Origin of the sequence: Streptomyces viridifaciens (assembly GCF_001888885.2) — a bacterium.
Classification (GTDB): Bacteria; Actinomycetota; Actinomycetes; order Streptomycetales; family Streptomycetaceae; genus Kitasatospora; species Kitasatospora aureofaciens.
Genome location: NZ_CP090841.1, coordinates 1,407,912 through 1,429,468, shown reverse-complemented (window position 1 = coordinate 1,429,468; position 21,557 = coordinate 1,407,912). Strand labels below are relative to the sequence as shown.

The 21,557-nt window shown below is 74.2% G+C and carries 20 protein-coding genes and 1 riboswitch; of the genes, 11 read left to right on the top strand and 9 right to left on the bottom strand.

All coding sequences use genetic code 11. The features are described 5' to 3' along the window. Entirely contained in the window at positions 1-1,332 is a 1,332-nt protein-coding gene (locus BOQ63_RS13845) for a helix-turn-helix transcriptional regulator (protein ID WP_046386036.1), read from the bottom strand. A gap of 163 nt (positions 1,333-1,495) precedes the next feature. Here BOQ63_RS13845 and BOQ63_RS13840 point away from each other — a divergent pair, with 163 nt between their 5' ends. Then, complete coding sequence (locus BOQ63_RS13840; protein WP_030280156.1) at positions 1,496-2,425, top strand: NADP-dependent oxidoreductase; 930 nt, start codon at positions 1,496-1,498, stop codon at positions 2,423-2,425. 182 nt (positions 2,426-2,607) lie between these two features. Then, positions 2,608-2,739, top strand: coding sequence for an SDR family oxidoreductase (locus tag BOQ63_RS13835; RefSeq protein WP_318277526.1), 132 nt, complete (start codon positions 2,608-2,610; stop codon positions 2,737-2,739). On the opposite strand, the gene BOQ63_RS13830 is transcribed toward BOQ63_RS13835, so the two are convergent. After that, positions 2,681-3,715 (bottom strand): NAD(P)-dependent oxidoreductase, encoded by a 1,035-nt coding sequence (locus tag BOQ63_RS13830; RefSeq protein ID WP_223885927.1) that lies wholly within the window; start codon positions 3,713-3,715, stop codon positions 2,681-2,683. The genes BOQ63_RS13835 and BOQ63_RS13830 overlap by 59 nt on opposite strands. 79 nt (positions 3,716-3,794) lie before the next feature. Here BOQ63_RS13830 and BOQ63_RS13825 point away from each other — a divergent pair, with 79 nt between their 5' ends. The 3 genes from BOQ63_RS13825 (at position 3,795) to BOQ63_RS13815 (ending at position 5,536) form a co-directional block, all read left to right on the top strand. Then, the gene (locus BOQ63_RS13825; protein WP_030280164.1) at positions 3,795-4,178 is read left to right on the top strand and encodes a MerR family transcriptional regulator; all 384 of its coding nucleotides are present in this window, start codon (positions 3,795-3,797) and stop codon (positions 4,176-4,178) included. A 55-nt stretch (positions 4,179-4,233) separates the two neighbouring features. After that, entirely contained in the window at positions 4,234-5,010 is a 777-nt protein-coding gene (locus BOQ63_RS13820) for a GNAT family N-acetyltransferase (RefSeq protein WP_030280166.1), read from the top strand. An 88-nt stretch (positions 5,011-5,098) separates the two neighbouring features. Next, a complete protein-coding gene (locus BOQ63_RS13815; protein WP_072654332.1) occupies positions 5,099-5,536 on the top strand; it encodes an SMI1/KNR4 family protein in 438 nt (145 codons plus the stop codon). 398 nt (positions 5,537-5,934) lie between these two features. On the opposite strand, the gene BOQ63_RS13810 is transcribed toward BOQ63_RS13815, so the two are convergent. The 3 genes from BOQ63_RS13810 to BOQ63_RS13800 all read right to left on the bottom strand — a co-directional run bounded on the left by BOQ63_RS13810 (position 5,935) and on the right by BOQ63_RS13800 (position 8,646). Beyond that, entirely contained in the window at positions 5,935-6,357 is a 423-nt protein-coding gene (locus tag BOQ63_RS13810; RefSeq protein ID WP_030280170.1) for a MarR family winged helix-turn-helix transcriptional regulator, read from the bottom strand. A gap of 107 nt (positions 6,358-6,464) precedes the next feature. Further along, on the bottom strand, positions 6,465-7,712 hold the full coding sequence (locus BOQ63_RS13805) for a M48 family metalloprotease (RefSeq protein WP_078867119.1): 1,248 nt from the start codon (positions 7,710-7,712) through the stop codon (positions 6,465-6,467). Between the two features lie 106 nt (positions 7,713-7,818). Further along, positions 7,819-8,646: a universal stress protein gene (locus BOQ63_RS13800; protein WP_063756503.1), complete on the bottom strand. Its 828-nt coding sequence runs from the start codon at positions 8,644-8,646 to the stop codon at positions 7,819-7,821. Positions 8,647-8,981: 335 nt separating this feature from the next. Between BOQ63_RS13800 and BOQ63_RS13795 the strand changes: the two genes are divergently transcribed. Further along, entirely contained in the window at positions 8,982-10,115 is a 1,134-nt protein-coding gene (locus BOQ63_RS13795; RefSeq protein WP_030280177.1) for a CapA family protein, read from the top strand. A gap of 21 nt (positions 10,116-10,136) precedes the next feature. Next, complete coding sequence (locus tag BOQ63_RS13790; RefSeq protein ID WP_072654331.1) at positions 10,137-10,679, top strand: GNAT family N-acetyltransferase; 543 nt, start codon at positions 10,137-10,139, stop codon at positions 10,677-10,679. Positions 10,680-10,785: 106 nt separating this feature from the next. On the opposite strand, the gene BOQ63_RS13785 is transcribed toward BOQ63_RS13790, so the two are convergent. Then, positions 10,786-11,328, bottom strand: coding sequence for a hypothetical protein (locus tag BOQ63_RS13785; protein ID WP_157846544.1), 543 nt, complete (start codon positions 11,326-11,328; stop codon positions 10,786-10,788). Between the two features lie 101 nt (positions 11,329-11,429). Between BOQ63_RS13785 and BOQ63_RS13780 the strand changes: the two genes are divergently transcribed. Beyond that, on the top strand, positions 11,430-11,981 hold the full coding sequence (locus tag BOQ63_RS13780; RefSeq protein ID WP_030280183.1) for a Uma2 family endonuclease: 552 nt from the start codon (positions 11,430-11,432) through the stop codon (positions 11,979-11,981). A 6-nt stretch (positions 11,982-11,987) separates the two neighbouring features. Here BOQ63_RS13780 and BOQ63_RS13775 read toward each other — a convergent pair whose 3' ends face one another. From BOQ63_RS13775 to BOQ63_RS13765, 3 genes are all read right to left on the bottom strand, one after another. After that, positions 11,988-12,842: an MBL fold metallo-hydrolase gene (locus BOQ63_RS13775; protein WP_072654330.1), complete on the bottom strand. Its 855-nt coding sequence runs from the start codon at positions 12,840-12,842 to the stop codon at positions 11,988-11,990. Positions 12,843-12,853: 11 nt separating this feature from the next. Continuing rightward, positions 12,854-12,915: riboswitch (guanidine-III (ykkC-III) riboswitch) on the bottom strand. Between the two features lie 68 nt (positions 12,916-12,983). Next, positions 12,984-13,181 (bottom strand): DUF397 domain-containing protein, encoded by a 198-nt coding sequence (locus BOQ63_RS13770; protein ID WP_030280187.1) that lies wholly within the window; start codon positions 13,179-13,181, stop codon positions 12,984-12,986. Further along, positions 13,178-13,960, bottom strand: a complete 783-nt coding sequence (locus BOQ63_RS13765) for a helix-turn-helix domain-containing protein (RefSeq protein WP_030280189.1) — start codon at positions 13,958-13,960, stop codon at positions 13,178-13,180. Before BOQ63_RS13765 ends, BOQ63_RS13770 begins: the two co-directional genes overlap by 4 nt. 473 nt (positions 13,961-14,433) lie before the next feature. On the opposite strand from BOQ63_RS13765, the gene BOQ63_RS13760 reads away from it, so the two are divergent. Genes BOQ63_RS13760 through BOQ63_RS13750 form a run of 3 tightly spaced genes read left to right on the top strand, consistent with a single transcriptional unit; the run spans position 14,434 to position 21,556 of the window. Then, positions 14,434-15,291 (top strand): DUF4132 domain-containing protein, encoded by an 858-nt coding sequence (locus tag BOQ63_RS13760; protein WP_030280191.1) that lies wholly within the window; start codon positions 14,434-14,436, stop codon positions 15,289-15,291. Next, on the top strand, positions 15,288-20,360 hold the full coding sequence (locus tag BOQ63_RS13755) for a hypothetical protein (protein WP_150475881.1): 5,073 nt from the start codon (positions 15,288-15,290) through the stop codon (positions 20,358-20,360). Before BOQ63_RS13760 ends, BOQ63_RS13755 begins: the two co-directional genes overlap by 4 nt. Then, positions 20,357-21,556, top strand: a complete 1,200-nt coding sequence (locus tag BOQ63_RS13750; protein WP_030551754.1) for an ATP-binding protein — start codon at positions 20,357-20,359, stop codon at positions 21,554-21,556. Before BOQ63_RS13755 ends, BOQ63_RS13750 begins: the two co-directional genes overlap by 4 nt. Position 21,557 lies beyond the last annotated feature (1 nt).

Genomic DNA, 21,557 nt, shown 5'->3' with positions numbered 1-21,557 from the left:
TCAGGATGCCACGTGCAGGCGCGTGGGGCCGGGCATCCCGGCCCGGTGGGCCAGGGCGGCCGCCTCGCCGCGCGAGCTGACGCCCAACTTGGCCAGGATGTTGGCGACATGGAACTTCACCGTGGACTCGCTGATGTGCAGCGCCGCGGCGATGTCCCGGTTGCGGCGGCCCTGCGCGAGCTGGTCGAGCACCTCCAGTTCCCGCGGCTGGAGTCCGTCGAGGGGGTCGGTGGTGACGGTGGGCGAGCGCAGGCCGAGGGGCAGGTCGACGGTCACGGTGGTCCCCCAGCCGGGGACCGACTCGACGTCGTAGCGGCCGCCGAGGGCGGCGATCCGTTCGGCGGTGCGGTGGACGGTGAGGGCGTCGGCGGCGAGCAGGCCGAGGCCGTCGTCGCGCACCACCGCGCGCAGCTGGGAGTCCGCCGTGAACTGCCAACTCAGGTGCAGCCGGGTGGGCTTCTCCTGTTCCAGCATCAGCATCACGGCGACCCGGACGGCGTCCCGCGCGGTGTGGGCGGTGTCCGCGGGGACGGGCCGGGAGGCGTCCGCCGGGGGCGCGAGGTCGAGCCGGACCCGGGTGTGCCGCAGCAACGGGCGCAGTTCGCGGCCGAGCCGGGCGAAGGCGGCGTCGGCGGGTTCCTCGCTGAGGGCGCGGTCGAGGTCGGCCGCGTGGCGCAGGTCGAGCAGGGCGGTGACGGCGAGTTCGGTGGCGGCGCGGCGGGCGGAGGCGTCGTCCAGGTCGGCCGAGCGCAGCGGCGCCAGGACCGCGGTGAGTGCCGCGCTGTGGGTGCCGGTGAACTCGGCGATCGCCCGGGCACGGGCGTTGGCGGCGGCGCGGGAGACCGCCGCGCTGGTGGGTGAGGCGTCGGTGACGCGGTGGTCGGAGTGGGCGACCGCCAGCTCCCAGAACCGCTGGAGCAGGGTGAGCGCGCGCGGGTCCACCGGGTCGGCGTTCGCCCGGACCAGGACCAGGACGGCGCTGCCGCCGCTGCCCGGGCCGGTCGCCACGGTCACCACCACCGGCCGGAGGCCTCCGGCGAGTTCGGCCTCACCCTGCCAGGGGCCGGTCGCGGTCGCCCCGGCGGTGCGCTCGGCCAGCCGGGACAGGTCCAGGCCGGTGATCTGCTCGGCCAGCTCGGGCCGGCCGTGGGCGTGCGTGGGGGAGACCGTGCAGATGCCGTTGAGCTGCGCGATCACCTCGTACGGGACGAGGGTGGAGATCATTTCGCTGAGCGTGCGCAGGCAGTCCGGTCGGGGGGCGCGCAGCACCTCGAGGGCCCGCGCCAACGCGTCCTCGGGGCGGCCCCAGTGCTGCTGCCAGTTCTCGTCCATGGTGTCGACCCTAACCCCCGGCGCCCGACGGCGGCCCGTCCGTTCGGCCAGGTCGAACCGCCCGAAAGAACGGCGGAACGCCCGGCCGCGGCGCCGCAGTATGGAAGGCGTCGGAAGCAACCACCTCCCGGGACAACTCCCGGAAACCCCAAGGAATCCTGCCATGACCAAGGCGATCGCCTTTCCCCGGTACGGCGGCGCGGACGTGCTGCGCACCATCGACATCGAGCTGCCGGCTCCCGGCCCCGGCCAGGTCCGGGTCGCGGTCCGCGCGGTGGGCGTCAACCCGATCGACCGCAAGCAGCGCAGCGGCGAGCTGCACGCGCTCTTCCCGGCCGTCTTCCCCGCCGTCCCCGGCTACGAGGTGTCCGGCGTGGTGGAGGCCGTCGGCGCGGAGGTGACGGGCTTCGCGCCCGGCGACGAGGTGTTCGGCGGCCTGATGGGGGGCGGTTACGCCGAGCACGCGCTGCTCGACGCGGACATGCTGGCGCACAAGCCCGCCACGCTGAGCTGGGAGGAGGCCGCCGCGATCCCGGTGGCGGCCGAGACCAGCGAGCGGGTGCTGGACATCCTCGGCGTACGGCCGGGGGAGACCCTGCTGGTGCACGGTGCGGCCGGCGGGGTCGGCACCGTGCTGCTGCAGTTCGCCCGCGCGCGCGGCATCACCGTGGTCGGCACCGCGAGCGAGGCCAACCACGCCTACCTGCGCGAACTCGGCGCGATCCCGGTGACGTACGGCGAGGGCCTGGCCGAGCGAGTGCGGGCGGCCGCCCCGGACGGGGTGGACCGGGCGCTGGACGCGGTCGGGAAGGGGGACGTGCTGCCGCTGTCGATCGAGCTGACGGGCAGCGCGGAGCGGGTGCTGACGATCGCGGACTTCGCGAACGCCGCGCAGTACGGCGTCCGCTTCGACGGCAGCACCGACAAGGCCGAGGCGTACCACCGGCGTGCCTTCGCGGCCGCGCTCGCCCTGCACGGGGCGGGCGACCTGCGGCTGCCGCTGCACCGGGTGCTCCCGCTGGCGCAGGCGGCCGAGGCGCACCGGATCAGCGAGCAGGGGCACCTGCAGGGGAAGATCGTGCTGACCGTCTGACCCCGGCGCTGGTGGCCGCTGGTCGTACGGGCTGACCACGCACCTCGCCGTCGAACGGGCGGGTCGCGGCATCCGGATCACCGCCGTCGCCCCCGGCACGACCGGCACCGAACGGATCGCCCGGCTGCGGGAGGAGCCCGGCAGGGCCCGAGTACCTGGAGGCGATCGAGAAGCTGCACCCGGTGAGCCGTCTCGGCGATCCGGCCGAGGTCGCCGCCGCCGTCCTCCTCCCGGCCTCCGGCGACGCCTCCTTCGTCACCGGGGTCGTCCTGCCGGTCGACGGCGGTTACTCGGCGCAGCGGCGGGACCGGTAGTGGCGGGACCGGTGCTGGAGGCCGTGGCCTGCCGGGCGAACAGCTCGACCAGGCCCGACACGCCGTCCGAGCCGTGTCCGGCCTCGACCGCACGGCGGGTGACGGCGAGGGCGGCGTCCAGGACGGTGGTGTCCAGGCCGCGGGCCCGGGCGGTGTGGGCCACGTGCGACAGTCCGGCCTCGGCGGAGGCCAGGCTGCTGTGGTCGCCCGGGTGGCGGCGTTCGTCAGCACGCCGGGCGAAGTCCTCGATCAGTGGCGGCAGGAGTTGGGGCAACCCCTGGGCGTACGGGGTGAGTTCGGTGCCGCTGATGCCCTCGGCGCGGGCCAGGGCGAGGGCGTGGACCAGGCCGTGCACGGTGGTCCAGAAGAGGTCCAGCAGGGCCGCGTCGAAGGCCGCCGCCCGTCCGGGGTCCGTGCCGACGTGACGCACGGTGCCCAGAGCGCGGAGCGTCGGCTCGTGGGCGGTGAAGGCCTCGGGGTCGCCGCTGAGCAGGACGGTGCCCTGCGGGCGGCCGATGGTCGGGGTGGGGGTGAGGATCGCGGCCTCGAGGAGGCGGAAGCCCCGGGCCCGGGCGTCGGCGGCGTTGGCCCGGGCGTCCTCGGGGGTGATCGAGGTGGCGTTGACGACGGTCCGGCCGCGCAGCGCCGCTCCGGCGGCGTCCAGCACTGCCCGGGCGGCCGACTGGTCGCGGACGCAGAGCAGGACGAGCGGGGAACCGGCCGCTGCGGCGGAACTCGCAGCCGAAGCCGCGGTCGCGGTCGTGGTCGCGGTCGCCACGGCCTCGGCGGCGCTCTCGGCGGGCCGGGCGCCCTGCGCGAGCAGCGCGCCGTCCCGGCCCGGTGTGCGGTTCCAGACGGTGACGTCGTGGCCGGCGGCCAGCAGCGCCCCGGCCAGCGCCCGGCCCATCGGACCCAGGCCGAGGACGGCAACGGCGTTATCGGAGAAGGGGGTTGGGAAAGAGGATTGGTTCGGCACGGCGGTTACGCTAGACCTTCACGCCGACGGCAGAGTCAAGCCAACCGAGCCCGTCGGCCGGTCGATCGGAGGTGCCGCGATGCGGATCGGAGAGCTCGCCCGGCGGACCGGGGTCACCCCGCGCGCCCTGCGCTACTACGAGGAGCAGGGCCTGCTCACCCCCGAGCGCCGCCCCAGCGGCTACCGCGAGTACGGCGACCGGGACGTGGACGCCGTCCACGGCATCCGCACCCTGCTCGCGGCCGGTCTCAACAGCGCCGCGATCGCCGAGATCCTCCCGGGCCTGCCGCTGCCCGGGCAGCGGCAGGCCGGCCCGACCTGCCCGGAACTGCTGGACGGCCTGGCCCGGGAGCGGGCCCGGATCACCCGTCAGATGGACGAGCTCGCCGCCGCCCGGGCGATCCTGGACGCCATCATGGGCGCGGAGGCGCCGAGCGAGGTGATCCGCACGCCCAGGGCGTGAGCCGAGGGGCGGAAAACCGCTGGCGTGCACCTCCAGGACGTGCTGAGGTGGCCGGATGGATCGTGATCACGTACTCGCCCTGTTCGACCAGCGGATCCGGCGCGACGCGCAGCCGGACGGCCCCGGCGTCCGCGTCGAGCGCGACGGCGCCGTGGTGCGCCAGGTGGGCGGGGAGCGCGCCTGGAACGGCATCGTCTGGTCCGCTCTGGACGAGGCCGGAGCGGACGCCGCTATCGCCGCCCAGGTGAGCCACTTCACCGAGCTGGGGCTGGAGTTCGAGTGGAAGACCTACGCCCATGACCGCCCCGCCGACCTCGGCCGGCGGCTGCTCGCGGCCGGGTTCACCGCCGAGCCGGACGAGGCGCTGATGATCGCCCGGATCGAGGACCTGCACACCGATCCGGTGCTGCCGGAGGGCGTCCGGCTGGAGTCGGTGGCCGACCCGGCCGGGGTGGACCTCGTGGTCGCGGCCCACGAGCAGGCCTTCGAGAGGCACATGCCCGGCCTGCGCGAGCGGATCCTCGACCACCTGCGGCACAGCTCGGACACGATCAGCCTGGTCGTCGCGATGGCCGGCGACCAGCCGGTCAGCGCCGCCCGGATGGAGCTGACGCCGGGCACCGGGTTCGCCGGCCTGTGGGGCGGCGGCACCGTCCCCGCCTGGCGCGGCCGGGGCATCTACCGCGCCCTGGTCGCCCACCGCGCCCGGCTCGCCGCCGAGCTCGGCTACGAGTACCTGCAGGTCGACGCGAGCGACCAGAGCCGCCCCATCCTCGAACGGCTCGGCTTCGCGCGGCTGAGCACCACCACACCGTACGTGTACCGGCCCTGAGGGAGGCGGCATCCAGGGGCCCGGCCTCCTCCTCCGGGGCGGCAGACGGACCCGGGGCGCGGGCGCGGCTGCCACTAGGCTCTCGGCCGTGTGGAGACGAGCGGTTCAGGAGATCTTTCCCGAGGCGGGCTTCCGGGCGCCGGCGGCGGCGTCCGCGATCGCCGAAGCCGAGGAGCGGCTGGGGCGGAGGCTGCCCACCGACCTCGGGCAGGTGCTGCTCGAAAGCGACGGGGTGATCGGGCGCAGCTCGGTGGACACCGTCTGGACCGTGGAGCAGATCGTCGAGCAGAACCTGCTCTTCCGGTCCGACGAGTCCTTCGCCCGGCTGTACATGCCGTTGGACCCTTTCCTGTTCTTCGGGGACAACGGCGGCGGTGACCTGTTCGCCTTCGTGCAGAAGCCCGAACGGCCGGACGTCTTCGTGTGGGAGCACGAGAGCGACAGCCGCCGGTGGGTGGCCAACGATCTGCGGGACTACCTCGGCCGTTCGCTGCGCACCGGCGGGGACGACTGGTACCAGCGGTAGGCCGCCCGGCTCGCGGGAGCCTTCTACCCGCTCACCGACCGGGTCACCGCCTGGCGGACCGAGCGCCCCGCCGTCCTGCTGAACCACCCGCGCCGCGACCTGCTCACCCACGTCGGCCACCGGCTGGACGACGGCGCGGCGATGGTCGTGGTCGAGCGGCTCCCGTAGGAAGACCGCGCCCGCAGAAGGCCGCGCCCGCAGAAGGCCGCTCCCCTGGCCCGGTGATCAGGACGATCAGCGCGAGCGGCAGCGCCGTCATCACGCGGGGATCGGGCCGCCAGGAGGGCGGGCGAACGTGCGGACGCGGCTCATCGGGACGCTGCCGGAGGGGCACCCCTCCTCTGTACACCGCGCGGGCGGTGGGACGCACCCCGAACGGTCCCGGGCCGGTCCCCTGGTCAGCCCTCCTCGCCGTAGCGGGCGAGGTAGGCGGCGAAGCGGGCGACGTCCTCGTCGGACCAGTCGGTGAAGCGGGTGGTGAAGGCCGTCCGGCGCTGCTCGTTGGCGTCCCGCAGCAGGCTGAGCCCGGCCTCGGTGGCGCGCAGGATCTGGCCCCGCTGGTCGTCCGGGTCGGCCTCGCGGCGCAGCAGGCCGAGCCGCTCCAGGGCGGTGACCTGGCGGCTGACGGTCGACTTGTCGAGCATGAAGTGCGCGGCCACGTCGGCGGCCCGGCAGCCGCCGCGCTCGGTGATCAGGTCGAGGATGCTGTAGGTGACCAGGGAGAGGTCGGGGTGCAGCTGGGAGGCCTTGTGCCGGGCACGGCGGGCGAAGGCGGTCAGCTCGCGCTGGATGGTGTCGATGGACGACTGGCGGCCGGGCACGGCGTTCCTACCTCCTTGGGGCTTGTCGGCTTCTTGCTGTGTTGCGTTGTTGCCTTGACGGCTTGTCGCGCCGTCTGTTGCGGGCTGTCGCCCGCAAATTTGTTGCACTATACAACGGATTTGCCCGGAGTGGCGCGCGGCCCCGCCGCTGCCCCACCGGCCGAGGGCGACGTGCCCGCCGACCGTTCCCGTTCGGCCCGCCAGGCGCGGGCCGCCGCGATCCGGCGGGTCGCACTCGGATGAGTGGCGAACAGTAGCTCAAGCACCCGCGGCGGGTCGACATCCGAGACGTTCACCACGGCCAGTCTGCGCTGCATCGCCATGAACTGCTCGGGGTCCCCGGTCAGTTCGAGCGCGTGCCGGTCCGCCCTGGCCTCGATCCGGCGGCTCACCGCGCACTGCACCGGGCCCGACAGGGCGCCGATCAGCGCCGCCAGCGCGGCCAGCAGCGGCAGCGCCCGGGGATCGGCCGCGTCGTCCGCCCCGGAGGCCGACAGCAGCGGGTGCCAGTCGGCCAGCAGGCCCAGCGCCGCCACCGCCACGGCGGCACCCACCGCCCCGAGCGCCGTGCCGACCGGCACGTCCCGGTGCTTGACGTGCCCCAGCTCGTGCGCCACCACCAGCTCCACCTCGCGCGGCTCGGCCGCCGACAGGAGGGTGTCGTACGCGACGATCCGGCGGGTCGCCCCGAACCCGGAGACGTAGGCGTTCAGCGCGGTGGTCCGCCGGGAGGCGTCCGCCACCAGGACGTCCCGGACCCGCACGGCGTCCCGCTCGGCCAGCGCCAGCAGGGCGGTGCGCAGCTCACCCTCGGGCATCGGCGAGAAGCGGTTGAACACCGGCTCGATCAGCAGCGGGTGGAGGAAGGACAGTGCGGCCGTCAGCAGCGCCGCCGCTCCGGCCGCCGGGAACCACCAGTGCCGCGGCGACCAGGCGGTGAGGGCGAACAGGCCCAGCACCAGCGGCAGGACGAGCAGCAGGGTCAGCGCGAGCGACCGCACGGCGTCCATCGCCCAGCCGGTCCAGCCCTGGGTCACCAGCCCGTACCGGGCCCGCACCGCGCGCGCCCCGGCGCCGAAGGGCAACTGCAGCGCCTGCCCCAACAGCACCAGCGCCGCGCCACCGGCCAGCACCTCGGCCGTCCGGGAGCCGCCGAACCAGCGGCCGGTCGCCGTCACCAGCGCGGCGCCGGCCGGGGTGAAGCCGAGCGCCAGGGGCAGGGCCAGGCCCGCCAGGCGGCCGCCGAGCGCCCACGGCAGCTGGGAGCGGCGCAGCGCGCGGCCGCGGGCACGCTCGGCGGGGGTGAAGTCGGCGGGGGTGAAGTCGGGGGCGGCGTCGGTGTCGGGCGTGTTCATCGGCGGGTGGACTCCGGCGAGGGGTGGTGGGCTCCGGGCGGGGAGCGGGGGAGGCGTCGCGGTTCAGCATGTCCTACCGCGCACGGTCCGTGCGCACTCCTCCTGCTCATTCCTCCGCCGGGTCGGTGGCGCTGTGGACGCCGGCGCGCAGCAGCTGGTGGCCGAGGTCGACCAGGGCGCGGCCCACCGCGAAGTCGTCGCCGACCGCAGGGGCCGGGGTGTCGCGGGGGTTGCGGCGGGACAGCGCGTCGCTGTGCAGGACCTTGCCGTCGGCGTCCAGCACGGCGTGCACCCGGGTGGTGTCCCGGTCCTCGACCACGTGCAGGCTGAGCTGCCAGTCCTTGGTGCGGACGGCCTGTGGAGCCTGCTCCCCGGTCGTGCTCGCGCCCGTGGTTGTGGTCACGGCCGCGCCTGTGGTCGCGGTGGTGCCTGCGGTCGAGGTGGTGCCTGTGGTTGCGGTGGCCGGGGGCGGAGGGGCGGAGGCCGTACCGTCGGTGCGGACGATCACCACCGGGCAGGCCCCGTGCACCGCGCAGCGGGTGGACACCGAGCCGAGCAGCGTCCGGGCGAAGGTGCCCCGGCCCCGGCTGCCCAGGACCAACAGGTCCGCGTCCTCGGCCGCCTCCAGCAACACCTGGGCGGCGTGGCCGAGGACCAGGCTCTCCCGGACGGCCACCGGGTGCTCCGGCCCGATGACGTCGTCGACCTCGGCGGTCAGCGTGCGGCGGGCGGCCTGCTCGAAGCCCTCGTCCACCATCGGCGCGAACCAGCCGTACAGCGACGGGTACTCCCAGGCGGCCACGGCGTGCACGACGGCCCCGGTGAGGACCGCCTGGCCGACCGCCCAGCGCAGCGCCGCCTTCGACGGCTCCGATCCGTCGATCCCGACCACGATCCGGCGTTCCAGGCCGGGGGTGGGTTGGTTGCTGGCCATCACGTGCCTCCTCCGGCGTCCAGGCGTGACCGCACACGCTGCCACCTCCTCTCCACGCTGCCGCGCCGCCCGGCCACGGCGCCAGGGACGCGGTGGCCGGGTGGGGGAGGGGATTGGGACGGGCGGGCCCGGTGGCGCGCGATGTTCGCGTCCGGCTTCGGGTCCGGCTTCGTCCCCGGGTTCGTCTCCCGCACTCTGTCCGGCTTCGTCCCTGCCTCCGTGCCCGCCTCCTTGTTCGGCTTTGTGTCCGGAATGTTGCGGGTGCGGGCTCAAGTGGTGGCGATTCGGTGGCGTAGGCTGACCGCTCTTGCATCGACCTCCGGGGGGAACCACTCATGCGCCGTGCCGCGGCCGCCGTCGCCGTGTTCGTCGGGCTGACCGCCGTCGCCGCCTGCGGGCCGGACGACCCCGCGCCCGCCCCGGCGAAGTCCGCCCCGCCCGCCGCGGCGCCCGCCTCCTCCGCCGCACCCTCCGGTACCGCCGCCCCGGCCCCCACCAAGGGCGGCGCGCCCCGCCCGGACGGCACCATCACCGTCGCCTTCGCCGGGGACGTCCACTTCGAGGGCCGCACCCAGCCCCGGCTCACCGTCCAGTCGCCCGAGACGGCGCTGGGCCCGCTCTCCCGTACCCTCGCGGACGCCGACCTGTCCGTGCTCAACCTGGAGACCGCGATCACCGGGCGCGGCGCGCCGGAGCCGAAGACGTACACCTTCCGCACCACGCCCAAGGCGCTGTCCGTCCTCAAGGACTCCGGCGTCGACGTCGTCTCGATGGCCAACAACCACGCCGTCGACTTCGGCGCCGACGGCCTCGTCGACACCCTGGCCGCCAAGGACTCCTCGCCCATCCCGGTGCTCGGGGTCGGGCACAACGCCAAGGAGGCGTACGCCCCGTACGTGACGACCGTGCGCGGGGTGAAGGTCGCGGTGGTCGCCGCCAGCCAGGTCGAGGACATCACCAACCAGAAGTGGCGGGCCGGTGCCAACAAGCCCGGCATAGCCTCGGCGCTGGACGTCCCCGCGCTGGTCTCGGCGGTGCAGGCGGCCAAGCAGCAGGCCCCGGTGGTGCTCGTCTACCTGCACTGGGGCGAGGAGGGCAAGGCCTGTCCGACGGCCGCGCAGACCGCCATCGCCAAGAAGCTCGCCGCCGTCGGAGCCTCCGCGGTGGTCGGCACCCACGCCCACACCATGGTCGGCTCGGGCATGCTCGGCAACACCTACGTCGGCTACGGCTTCGGCAACTTCCTCTGGTACGGCACGTCCAACTACGCCTTCTCCAACGAGACCGGCGTCACCACCCTCACCCTCGCCGCCGACGGCAAGGTCACCGGGGAGGCCTTCGCCCCGGCCACCATCGACGACAAGGGCATCCCGGAGCCGGTCACCGGCGCCGCCGCCGAGGCCGCCCTCAAGCGCCGCGACGGCCTGCGCGGCTGCGCCGGTCTCACCCCGCCCCCGGCGGCGCACTGAGGCCGCCGTTACAGTCAACGGGTGAGTGAACACGAGGAACTGACCACTCGTCGGCTCTCCCTGAGCCGCCCGACCGAGGGCGACATCGACGCCCTCCTCGCCGTCCACCGGGACCCTGCCGCCTGCCGCCACAACCCCTCGGACGCCCTCGACACGCGGTCCGAGGCCGAGGACCGGTACGGCCGTTGGGACGCCCTCTGGCAGGCCCGGGGCTTCGGCTACTGGACGGTCCGTTCGCGCGGTGCCGTGCCCGTGCTCGGGTTCTGCGGCGTCAAGCCGATGGAACTGGCCGGCCGACCGGTTCTCAACCTCTTCTACCGCTTCGCCCCCGCCGCCTGGGGCCGTGGCTTCGCCGGTGAGGCCGCCACCGCCGTCGTCTCCTGGTCCGCCGCCCACGTCCCCGAACTGCCGCTGATCGCCCGCATCCGCCCCGAGAACCTGCCCTCCCAGCGCGTCGCCCTGCGGGCCGGCCTGCAGCGGGCCGAGCACCTGGACGGGCCGGGGTACGACGGCTTCGACTGGATCTACACGGCCGGTGTCGTCGCCACTGGAACGTCACTTTGACCCGCCCAGTCGAGAGTCGCCGGCGCCCACACTTCGCCGTCCGGGTGAGCCCGCCGGCGCCCTCCTCACCCCGCGCCTGCCGGCCCGCACCGCCACCGACTGAGGCTCACCCCGCCCGGCCGGGCGCCACCACCGCCCGGCCGGACCACCACACCGACCCGAGCAGCATCGCACCGGGCGCGATCCCGGCCACCAGTGCGACCACGGCCGCGGCGGCCCCGCAGAACGCCAGCACCAGCCCGAGCGCCCCGCAGGCCGCCAGCCCGGCGCCGAGGGCGTGCATCGCGGGCCGCCGCCAGGCCACCGCGATCCCGAAGAAGTGCACCCCGACCACCAGGGCGATCCACCCCGCGGTCGCCTCCGGGGTGTGCAGCACCTTGTTGATCACCGCCAACCCGGCGACGATCGCCACCACCTCGGCCATCACCACCAGCCAGTACCGACTCCCGAAGCTCGCACCCCCGGGCTCGCTCCCGGACTCGGCCACCTGCGGACGGCGCCGCCCGAGCAGCACCAGGGCGAGGAACGCCGCCACCCCGACCACCCGCAGCAGGACGGCGACCGCCGTGGGCAGCGCGCCCGCATTGGCCTCGATGAAGACGAGCCCGAAGCCCGAGCCGATGAGTCGGCCAAGTTGATCTCTGTTCATGGCGGTCACCATCCCAGCCGAATGTCCGTTCGGTCCAGCGGGATGGGCTGCTGATCGGCCGTTACTCTCGTACTTGTGGCAGGAGCACTGGAGGAGATCGCATGAATCCTGAGCACTACCGCCTTCTCGAAGAGGCCCGGCGCAGCCTCCCGGACGGCTTCAAGGTCGAGCTGTCCGGCGATGTCATCGTCATGCAGGCGTCGCCCTCCTCGATCCACCAGTTGAACCTTTCGATCGTGCAGCGCCAGTTCGACGTGCACTGCCCGGTCGGCTACTTCACGAGTGGAAATAGCGACCTCTCGTCGCCTGGGGTCGGCGCCGTTCGCAATCCGGACCTCACCTACCTGCCCGAGGACGTGATCGACCTGGCAGGACACAACATCCCTGCCGAGCTTGCGTTGATCGCAGTCGAGGTCGTGTCGCCGTCCAACCCCGACAACGACTGGTCGGGAAAGGTCCGCGACTACCCCCGCATGGGCTTTCCGCTCTACCTGATCATCGACCCACGGCAGAAGTCGGTCACCCTGTTCTCGGAGCCGAACCACGACCGCTACCACACCCGGACCGACCGGGAGTTCGGCGAGACGATCCACATCCCCGAACCGTTCGACTTCGATCTGGACCTGTCGCGCCTCGTCCCCTACCGGGACTGAGCCGCCTCAGTCGCTCGGCCAGAGGATGAGGTCGTCCAGCGGGTACCGGCGCGGCCGGTCGCCCAGTTCGGCGACGGCCGCGCGGATGCGGTGCAGATGGTCGACGGTGAGCTGGAGCGGGGGCTCGTCGGGCTGGTAGGTGGTGCGGATCGGGTAGTCGACGCCCGGGGTGCGGGTCATCTCGATGTGGCAGCCGAGGACGTGCGTCACCGGGCGGCTGTCGGCGAACGCGATCAGCCGTTCGACGGTGCGGCTGAAGGCGGGCCAGTCGTTGATGTAGAGCCGGCCGGGGTAGACGGTGTCGCCGGTGAGGAGGAAGCCGGTCCACGGGTCGTAGTAGGTGACCGCCGCCTCGTGGTGTCCCGGGGTGGCCAGGCACTCCAGTACCCGCCCGCCGCCGAGGTCGACCCGGGCGATGGTCCCGGCGTCCCGGTCGAAGCCGAAGTACGGCCAGGCGAGTGGCAGTTCGGCACCGATCAGGGTGGTGGCGGGCCGGTCGGCGAACTGCCCGTCGCCCGCGATGTGGTCGCCGTGCGGGTGGGTGTGCAGCACCAGCAGTCGGTAGTCGTCCCGGGGGTTGCGGGCGAGCCAGTTCGCCATCAGGTTGTCGACGGTCGCACGCAACGGGAAGTACTCGGCCTCCGCCGTCGCCCCGGTGTCGATCAGGACGGCCCGCTCGGCCCCGAAGAGCAGGAACAGGAACGGCGCCTCATAGTTGACCGCCTTGTTCTGCCGGAGGATGACGGTGTGCTCGTCGTACGCGTGGACCTGGATGTCCGGGTCCGTGTTGTGCTTCGCGGACGGCGAGCCGTGGATCCACGGCACGCCCAGCGGACGGGCGATCGGTGTACCGGCAGCCATGACGTCTCCCTGGTGCGTCGTCTTGGCGGGCCGGGTACGGCGCACATCTCGTCCGGGGCCGGCGCCGGTGCGCTGCCACGGGGACGCTAGCACGAGTGGCGTAGAGGCTCGTATCGGAACCCCACGGCTCTACCGGTGGATTCAGCGATCCAGAGGAGAAACCTCTCGGGCGAACTGGACGAAGTCGGTCCACGCCTCAGGGGTGAAGCAGAGCTGTGGCCCGGTCTTGTCCTTGGAGTCGCGGACGTGGACGGTGTCCGGGGCGAGGGCGATCTCGACGCAGGCGCCACCTTCGGTGCCGCTGTGGCTGGACTTGAACCAAGCCAGTTCGCTGTTCATAGATCCTCCGCCAGCTTTCCGATGAACTCCGCCGAGGCCTCGGGACTGAGGGCCCGCTGGAGGATCATCGCATGGCGTTGGCTCAGGAGGCTGACCTTTCCCGGGTCGGAATGGAGTAGCCCCATGGCCTGTCCTTCCTCATAGGCAAGTCGCTGATGCTCATCACTGTCGAGCAGGATGAACGGGCCGTTCAGTCCTGTGTGTGCGCCCGAGCCAGGTACGACCTGGATGACGATGTGGCGTGCTGAGCCCACAGCCAGGAGGTGAAGCAGTTGACACTTGTGGACGACCTCCGAAGCGAGCGGGTTTCGTAGCGCTGCTTCGCCGATGAGGAAGTTGAAGGACTTGGTCTGTGTCTTCAGCACTTCCTGACGTTCGAGACGCGCTGTGACGCGTTCCTCGATGGTGTCGTCATCGAGCGGAGGCCAGTTTGCGTGGAGTAGCGTTCTCGCCGTTTCTTCGGTCTGGAGAAGCCCAGGGATGAGCAAGGTCTCGTACCAGTGGATGACCACGGCCTCAGCCTCGTAGCGCATGTAGTCCTCGGCGAAGTGAGGGTACTTCTCCGGCTTGAGGAACTGCACTCCCGCTACCAGAATCCCCTTCGCGTCACACATTTCGTCCGCCACCTGCAACAGGTGCGGTGAGGGCTTCCGCCGTCCCGCCTCCATCGATCGCAGGCTCTCGTAGCTGTACCCGGCCTCTGCCGCCAGGTCCTCGCGGCTGACGCCGGCGCGCGCCCGCCACAACTTGATCTGGTTGCCGCAGTACTGCCACGACATCGGTGGCGGCGTGGCGGACGAGGACGCGTTCATCGCTGACCCCCCAACGTCATCCGGTGTGGGCTCCCGACGTTAGGCGTCCGGCGGCTGGGGGGTGTGCGAATCGATCGAAACCGTCCATGTGGGTGAATCGGCTCCTCGCGGGGTCGGTCAGCCCAGCAGGTGGGCCGGCCCGTCGGCGAGCCCGCCGCGTCAGCAGGCGCAGTCGTGGCCGCCGTTGAGCTCGCGGTACTCGACGTCGTAGCCCCGCGCGGTGCGGGCGGCCGCCTCACCGTACGAGGCGGCGGACCGAGCCATCCCCAGCTTGATCGCTCACTCGTTCGAGTGGTTTCAAAGCCCCTGCCCACCGAGAGCCTCCCCCGCCCGTCGCGTTGTCAGTACCCCTCGCTACGTTCCTCGCATCGCTGGTCAGCAGGCGTTCCGCTGGCCGGCCGGTGATCAGAACGACGTTCCCCGGTGGGAGGAGTACGGCCGTGGCATGGGTGGAGACGGACGCGGGAGGGTACCGCGTCGCGCTCGACGAGGAGGGCAGGGTGGTGTGCCGCAACGCTGCGGGGCGCGCGCTCAAGTCCGTGCCGTCGAAGCTCGGTGACGACCCGGTGGTGACCCAGCTCAAGCAGCTCGCCGAGTGGCTGGCCGCGCACGAGCGGCGCTGCCAGGAGGACGTCGAGCGCTGGATGGTGCGCTCGCTGCCGGTGCCCGCCGCCGTGCTCGCCGCCGTCTGGCCGGACGAGGCCTGGCGGGCCGTCCTGCGCGATGTCGTGGTCACCGGTCCGGACGGCGCCGTCGCCGGCTTCCTGCGCGACGCGGACGCCGAGCGCGGCCTCGGCCTGGTCGACCTCGACGGCGACACCGTCCGCCTCACCGACGGCGAGGTCCTGATACCCCACCCGGTGCTGCTCCCGGACCTCGACGACCTGCGCGAGTTCGCCGTCGAGCTCGGCGTCTCCCAGCGGGTCCAGCAGCTCTACCGCGAGGTCTGGCACCGGCCCGACGAGCCGTCGGCCGGCACCGAGGTCACCACCTACGCCGGCGGCCGCTACCGCGAACTGCGCGAGCTGGTCGGGCGCTGCACCCGGCTCGGCTGCCGGGTCCGCGGCGGCTCCGCGGTCCAGCCGATCACCGAGGGCGGCCGCACCGTCGAGGCCCGGGTGTGGGTCGGCGACTACTACGAGTACGACGCCTGCGAGACGGGTGCGCTCAGCTGGGCCGGCCCCGACGGCCGCGCCCTGCCGCTCGCCGAGGTCGGGCCGGTCGCCTGGTCCGAGGGCATGAGGACGGCCGCCGCCCTGTACGCGGGCCGCACGATCGAAGGGGAGGAAGCCGCATGACCATCACCGTCCCGAACCAGGGCGCCACCACGCCCGAGGCACTGCTCGACGCCGGAGCCGTCCTCCCACCCGGCACGCTGCCCGGCGCCGGCCGCCCCGACAGCGCCGCCGACGTGCTGACCGCCCGCGGCTACGCCCACCCCGCCCTGGACGGCCGCCGGATCGTCCGGCTGGTGCCCGGTGCCCTCGGCCGCGCCGAGGACCTCGCCCTGGAGTTCCTCGGCCTCACCCCCGAGGGCGAGCCCGCCGAGGTCGGCCAGGTCCGCCAGGAGGCCCTCGGCTTTCCGGCCTGGGCGCTGGTCCACGACCCCGCCAACGGGCACCACGCGCTCGCCCTGGTCAAGGACCTGGAGCGGCTGGCCCGCCAGGCCCGCTCCAAGCCCGGCGCCGCCAAGGACGGCTTCGACGCGCTCGCCACCCGGCTCGGCCGCGCCGTGCCGCACTTCCTGCCCGCCTTCTGCGAGGAGGTCGGTCGGATCTTCCTCGCCCACGACAACCGGACGTACGCCGCCGCCTGGTTCGGCAGGGCCCGTGAGGCCGAGCGCACCCACAACCTGGCCGTCGACGAGGAGCGGCTGCGCGCCGTTTTCCTGGAGTTCGCCCTGGCTGGCGCGCTCACCGTCAAGTCCCTGCGCCAGTACGTCAAGGAGCTCGCCCAGCGGCTCGACCCGCTGACCGCCTGGCAGCGCTTCCGCCAGCTGTGCACCGAGCGCTCCGCGGCCGGCATGGCCCCCTACGCCGGCGTCGCCGAGGACGCCCGCGCGCTGATCCGGGCCGCCGGGCTTGACCGCCCCGAGCACGAACGGGCGCTGCTCGCCGAGCTGCTGGACTCTCCGGCGGTCAACCGGGCGCCCGCGGCGTTCTGGAAGTCCTGGCACGGCGCACTGATCGACCTGGGCCGGCGCGAGGCCGCGGTCCGCACCCGCCTGCTGGAGCTGCTGCCCGACCCGGCCGCCTCCGGCACCGACTCCACCGCGTACGACACCGCCTGGCTGGCCGTCCTCGCCGAGACCGGCGCGGAGGAACTGCTCACCGGCGCCCGCCCCGAGGGCGCCGAACCCGCCGCCGCCTGGCTCCAGCGCTGGTGCCACCACCTCGGCCGCGGCTGGCGCAGCCGCCCCAGCTGCCCGGCCACCCTCGCCCTGGCCGGGCGGATGGCCGAACGGCTGCGCGCCGACGCCGTCCCGGTCGACCTGTTCACCGGCATCCGCGCCAGCCACACCCGACTCGACCTGCTGAACCTGCTGCTGGCCGCGGGCGTGCCGGTCGCCGACCCGCCGGCCGACCTGATGGGCTTCGACCTGCGCGAGTGGGTCGGCCAGAGCGGCCAGGGCGCGGACGCCTTCGCGGCCGTCGCCGCCGACGAGCGCTTCCGGCCGCTGCTGCGCCGCTCCGCCCCGTCCGCCTGGGACCCGGCCGTCCAGCGCGGGGCGGCCGTCCTGCCGCTGCTGGAGGAGCTGTTCACGGAGTGGGCCGAGGAGCGCGCCGACGAACTCGCCGCCGTCCGCGGCCTGGCCGGCGCCGACGACCTGGTCCGCTCGCTGACGCAGTTCCGCACCGCCATCCGCACGGTCGCCCCGGCCGCCGCCGAGCGGATCGCCGCGCTCGACGTCACCGGGCTGCTCACCCGCGCCCTCCGCGCCGGCATCCTGGACGAACTCGGCTGGCCCGCCCTGGAGGAGGCGCTCGGCAGGCTCGCCGACCCGCCCGCCCCCGACGCCCTCCCGGCGACCGCCCCCGGCCACCGCACCCGCGGCCTGAACGACCTGATCATCGAGGACGCCTGGCCGTACCTGATCCTCGCCCGCCGCGACCAGGCCCTCGTGGTCGGCCCGCAGGGCATCCTGCTGGAGCACACCCTGCGGGTGTCCCCGCTGCCGGGCGTCCGCAACCGGCCCCGGCTGCGGTTCGTCGACGGCGAACTCCTCGTCGTCTGGTCCGAGGCGGGGAAGCAGCAGGCGTACTGGTCCAACCGGCCGGACCGGACTTTCGAGCTGGAGGGCCGGACCATCGCCGGCTACCACTACGGCGACCGCCACCCGGAGGTCGCCTCCCTCCCGCTGCCCGGCGGCGGCCGCACCACCGGCACGCGCCCGCTGCACCCCGGCGACACCCGGCTGCCCGAGGAGCACCCCGTTCTCGGCGACGGCACCGGCTACTGGACGCTGCGCCACGCGCCGGACGGCGGCCCCGTGCTGCGTGAACTCGACCCGGCCACCGGCACCCTGGGCCGCACCGCCGAACCGCCCGTGATCGCCGCCACCGCCGAGGCCGGCCCGCTCGTCCTCGGCAGCACCGGTCTGCTGCCGATGCAGCCCGGCCTGGCGGGCACCCCGCTCGGCACCGACGGCACCGTGCTCGGCAGCTGGGTCCGGCGCGACGCCGGACGCGCCGTCACCACCTTCACCGCCGACGGGCAGCGCATCGTGCTGCCGCTGAACGACCGCAACGACACCCACGTCCTTCCGGTCGGCCGACTCGCCCTGCCCGGCGCGCAGGGCCCGGTGGTCAGCCGCACCGGCGAGTTCCTCGAACTCGGCCTGCCCGACCTCGCCGAACGCGCCGACCGCACCGCCGGGCTGCGCTCCTGCCGCGCGGGTGAACTCGCCGCCGCCGGCACCGCACTGGTCCCGCCGTACGACCACTGGCACTCCCTGCGGCCCCGCGACGAGGCCGGCTCCCGGGTGCTGCGTGCCCTGACTACCGACCAGGCCGCCCGACTGATCGACCTCGCCTGGCCCACCGACAGCGAACCCGTCCCGGCGGACGAACAGCGCTGGCTGACCGTGCAGGGGGTCCGGCGCCCGCTCGCCCAGCGCGGCGAGGCCCGCAACAGCCTGCCGGTCGAGGCGGTCGGCGCCGCCCTGCCCGGCATCACCCACCCGCTGCTGCTGGCCGGCGTCGCCGGGCTCGCCCGCGCCGCCGCCGACCTGCTCGACCGGACCGCCCGCTTCCTCCCGCAGCCCGACGCCGAACGGCCCACCAAGGCCGAGGCCGCCGAGTGGCGGCCCCCACACGGCCACGACCACGAACTGCGCGACGCCGTCGGCGCCGTGCTGCCCGGAATCGGCGGCTTCGGCGGCGGCTGGGGCAGCTCCGACCGCTGCTGGACGCTCAACAACCTGCGCGCCGTCAGCACCGTCCTCGCCGATCCGCCCGCCGCCGGCGGCGAAGGCTGGAGCACCCCGGCGACCGTCACCGTGCACGGCGGGGACGCGAACCACGGCTGGCTGCACCTGCTCGGCCGGCTGGACGTCCTGGCCCACGCCGTCGCCGCGCCGCTCACCGACCCGGCCCACCGCTCCTCGCTGGTGCTGCTGCTCGGCGAGCTCACCAAGGGCCCGCTCGCCGACCGCGGCGCCACCCTGCGCGAGATCGTCCTCGCCGAACCGGCCGACCGCACCAACACGAGCCGGCCGGCCACCCACCGCCAGGGCGAGGTGCTGCGCCGCGGCGACCGCACCGTGATCATCCTGGGCCACCGCCGCCAGTACACCGACGGCACGGTGCACTGGCTCGCCGTCGACCACGACCCGAGCGGCGAGTTCGGCCCCGTCGCCCACTTCACCACCGTCGAGGAGCGCGGCACCGAGGAGCGGGTCGGCGCCGCCTGGACCGCCAAGTTCTGTCGGATCGCCGCCCTGCGCAAGGCCGTCCCATGGGACGCGGCCCGCGCTGCCGCCTTCGCCGGACTCACCGGCATCGGAACCACCCGCGCCACCCTGCTGCTCAGCCCGCCGCCCGGCCTCCTGCACTGGGGCAACGCCCAGGTGCCCGCCGAGTACGACCTCAAGCCCGCCGAGGTCAGGGCCGCCCAGAACTGGCTGCGCGGACACGACCACGACGGCATCGCCGACGTCTGGGCCGCCCTGCTGCCCACCGACGACCCGAAGCGGCTGTGGACCGACGGCCCCGACCTCGACGCCGGCGCCGAGGCCTGGATCCGCCACTTCGGACGGCTCGTCACCCTTCCCGAAGAGGCCCAGGCCACCGTCCAGGGCGTCCCCATCACCACCATCGAGGCGGTGCTCAACCCCGGCCACACCCCCTGGCTGACCGGCAGCACCACCTTCCGGCTCACCGGCGACGGCCACGGCACCCCCCAACTGGCGCCCGAGGACTCATCCGCCGTCCCCGCCTCCGGCGTGCTGGGGACCACCATCCGCGCCCTGCGCTGGCTGGCCTACCACCTGCCCGCCGACAGCCCGCTGCGACCGCTGATGCCCCGGGCCGCCACCGCGCTGCGCGAGCGGCTGGCCGATCCGGAGCTGCTGCTCGACCTCGACCTCGTCCGGACCGCCAAGGGCGCCTCGCTGGCCGCCGTGCTCCGCCCCCACTTCGGCCTGCCCGCCGAGGGCGGGGCCGACCCGGACGGCCTGGTCCGCTGCGGCCCGGCGCTGGTCCTCACCCCGTACCACGCCGAGTTCGAGCGGGTCTGGCTGCGCCCGGCCGCCCTCACCGGTCCGGACGACCCCCTGCTCGAACTGCTCGACGGGCTCTCCGACAGCTACTGGTTCGGCACCGAGCGGGCCGCGATCCAGTCCGTCCTGCGCGGCGAACCGGAGCGCCTGGCCGCCTCCGCCGCCGCGGTGACGGCCACCGGCGACGGGGCGGCCTGGCTGCAGAACCCCCAGCTGTCCGCCCCCCAGCTGGTCGCCGAAGTGGCCCGCACCCACGGCATCGGCGAGGACGCGGCCGCGCTCCACCTCCAACTGCTCGCACTGCCCGACCCGACCGACCGCAACACCGCCCGCTGGACGGGCTGGAAGCCCGCCCGGCTCAAGCGCGCCCGCGCCGAACTCGCCGCCGCGGGACTGGTGCTGGAGGCCAAGCGGGCCCGGGCCGGCCGCAGTCTCTTCCTGCCCGGCGGCTGGCAGGAGGCCAAGTCGCCCGCCCTGCCGGTGGAGACCTGGAAGGCCGCCCTGTACGAACTGCCCACCCACCAGCCGGTGCTGCCGCACCTGCCCGTCCCCGAGCTGTTCGCCCTCGCGTGGCAGCGCACCGTCGACGGCGACGCCCCCGGCTACGAAGAGCTCCAGACCGGCAAGCGCAGGAAGGCCCGCCGATGACCGCCACCGAGACCCCCACGACCGCCGCGAACACCGTGACCGCCGCGAGGACCACGACCGCCGCGAACACCGCGACCGCGGAGCGGCAGATCGTCCCGCCCGAGGAGAAGCACGCCGCCGAACTGGAGTTCCTGGCCGCCCACGACAGCGGCCCGCGCCCGCCCGGCTGGCGCCTCACCCCGCGCGCCGTCGTCACCTTCGTCATGGGCAGCGGCGGTGAGAAGCTCAAGGCGGGGCGCCGCAGCCTGGTGATCGAGCCCAAGTTCGTCGGCGAGCGCGCCCTGGTCGAGCGCTGCGTCGTCACCCTCGCCGGGGAGCGCGGCCTGCTGCTCGTCGGCGAGCCCGGCACCGCCAAGTCGATGCTCTCCGAACTGCTCGCCGCCGCCGTCTGCGGCACCAGCGCGCTCACCGTCCAGGGCACCGCCGGCACCACCGAGGACCAGCTCAAGTACGGCTGGAACTACGCCCTGCTGCTCGCCAAGGGCCCCAGCCGCGAAGCCCTCGTCCCCTCCCCGGTGCTCACCGCGATGACCACCGGGGCCGTCGCCCGGGTCGAGGAGGTGACCCGCTGCCTGCCCGAGGTGCAGGACGCCCTGGTCTCCCTGCTCTCCGAACGGCGCATCGCCGTACCCGAGTTGGCCGGCACCCCGGACGGGCAGCTGCACGCCGCCGCGGGCTTCACCCTGATCGCCACCGCCAACCTGCGGGACAAGGGCGTCAGCGAGATGTCCGCCGCCCTCAAGCGGCGGTTCAACTTCGAGACGGTCGGCCCGATCGGCAGCCTCGCCGCCGAGGTCGAACTGGTCCGCCGCCAGTCCACCACCGCCGTCGCCCGGGCCGGCGCCGGCTACGCCGTCGACGACGCGGTCCTGGAAGCGCTGGTCACCGCCTTCCGAGACCTGCGCACCGGCCGCTCCACCGAGGGCTGGGACGTCGAGCGCCCGTCCACCGTGATGAGCACCGCCGAGGCCGTCTCCGTGGCCACCGCACTCGGCGTCACCGCCGCCTACCTGCCCGACGGCGGTGACCTCCTCGGCCGCCTGCCTGGCCAACTCCTCGGCGTCGTCCGCAAGGACGACCCGGCGGACGCGGCCCGGCTGCTCGGCTACTGGGACGGCCCGGTCCGCCGCCGCGCCGAACAGGGCGCCGCGACCTGGCGCACCCTGTGGGACCTCCGCTCGGCGCTGGAGGCCTGAC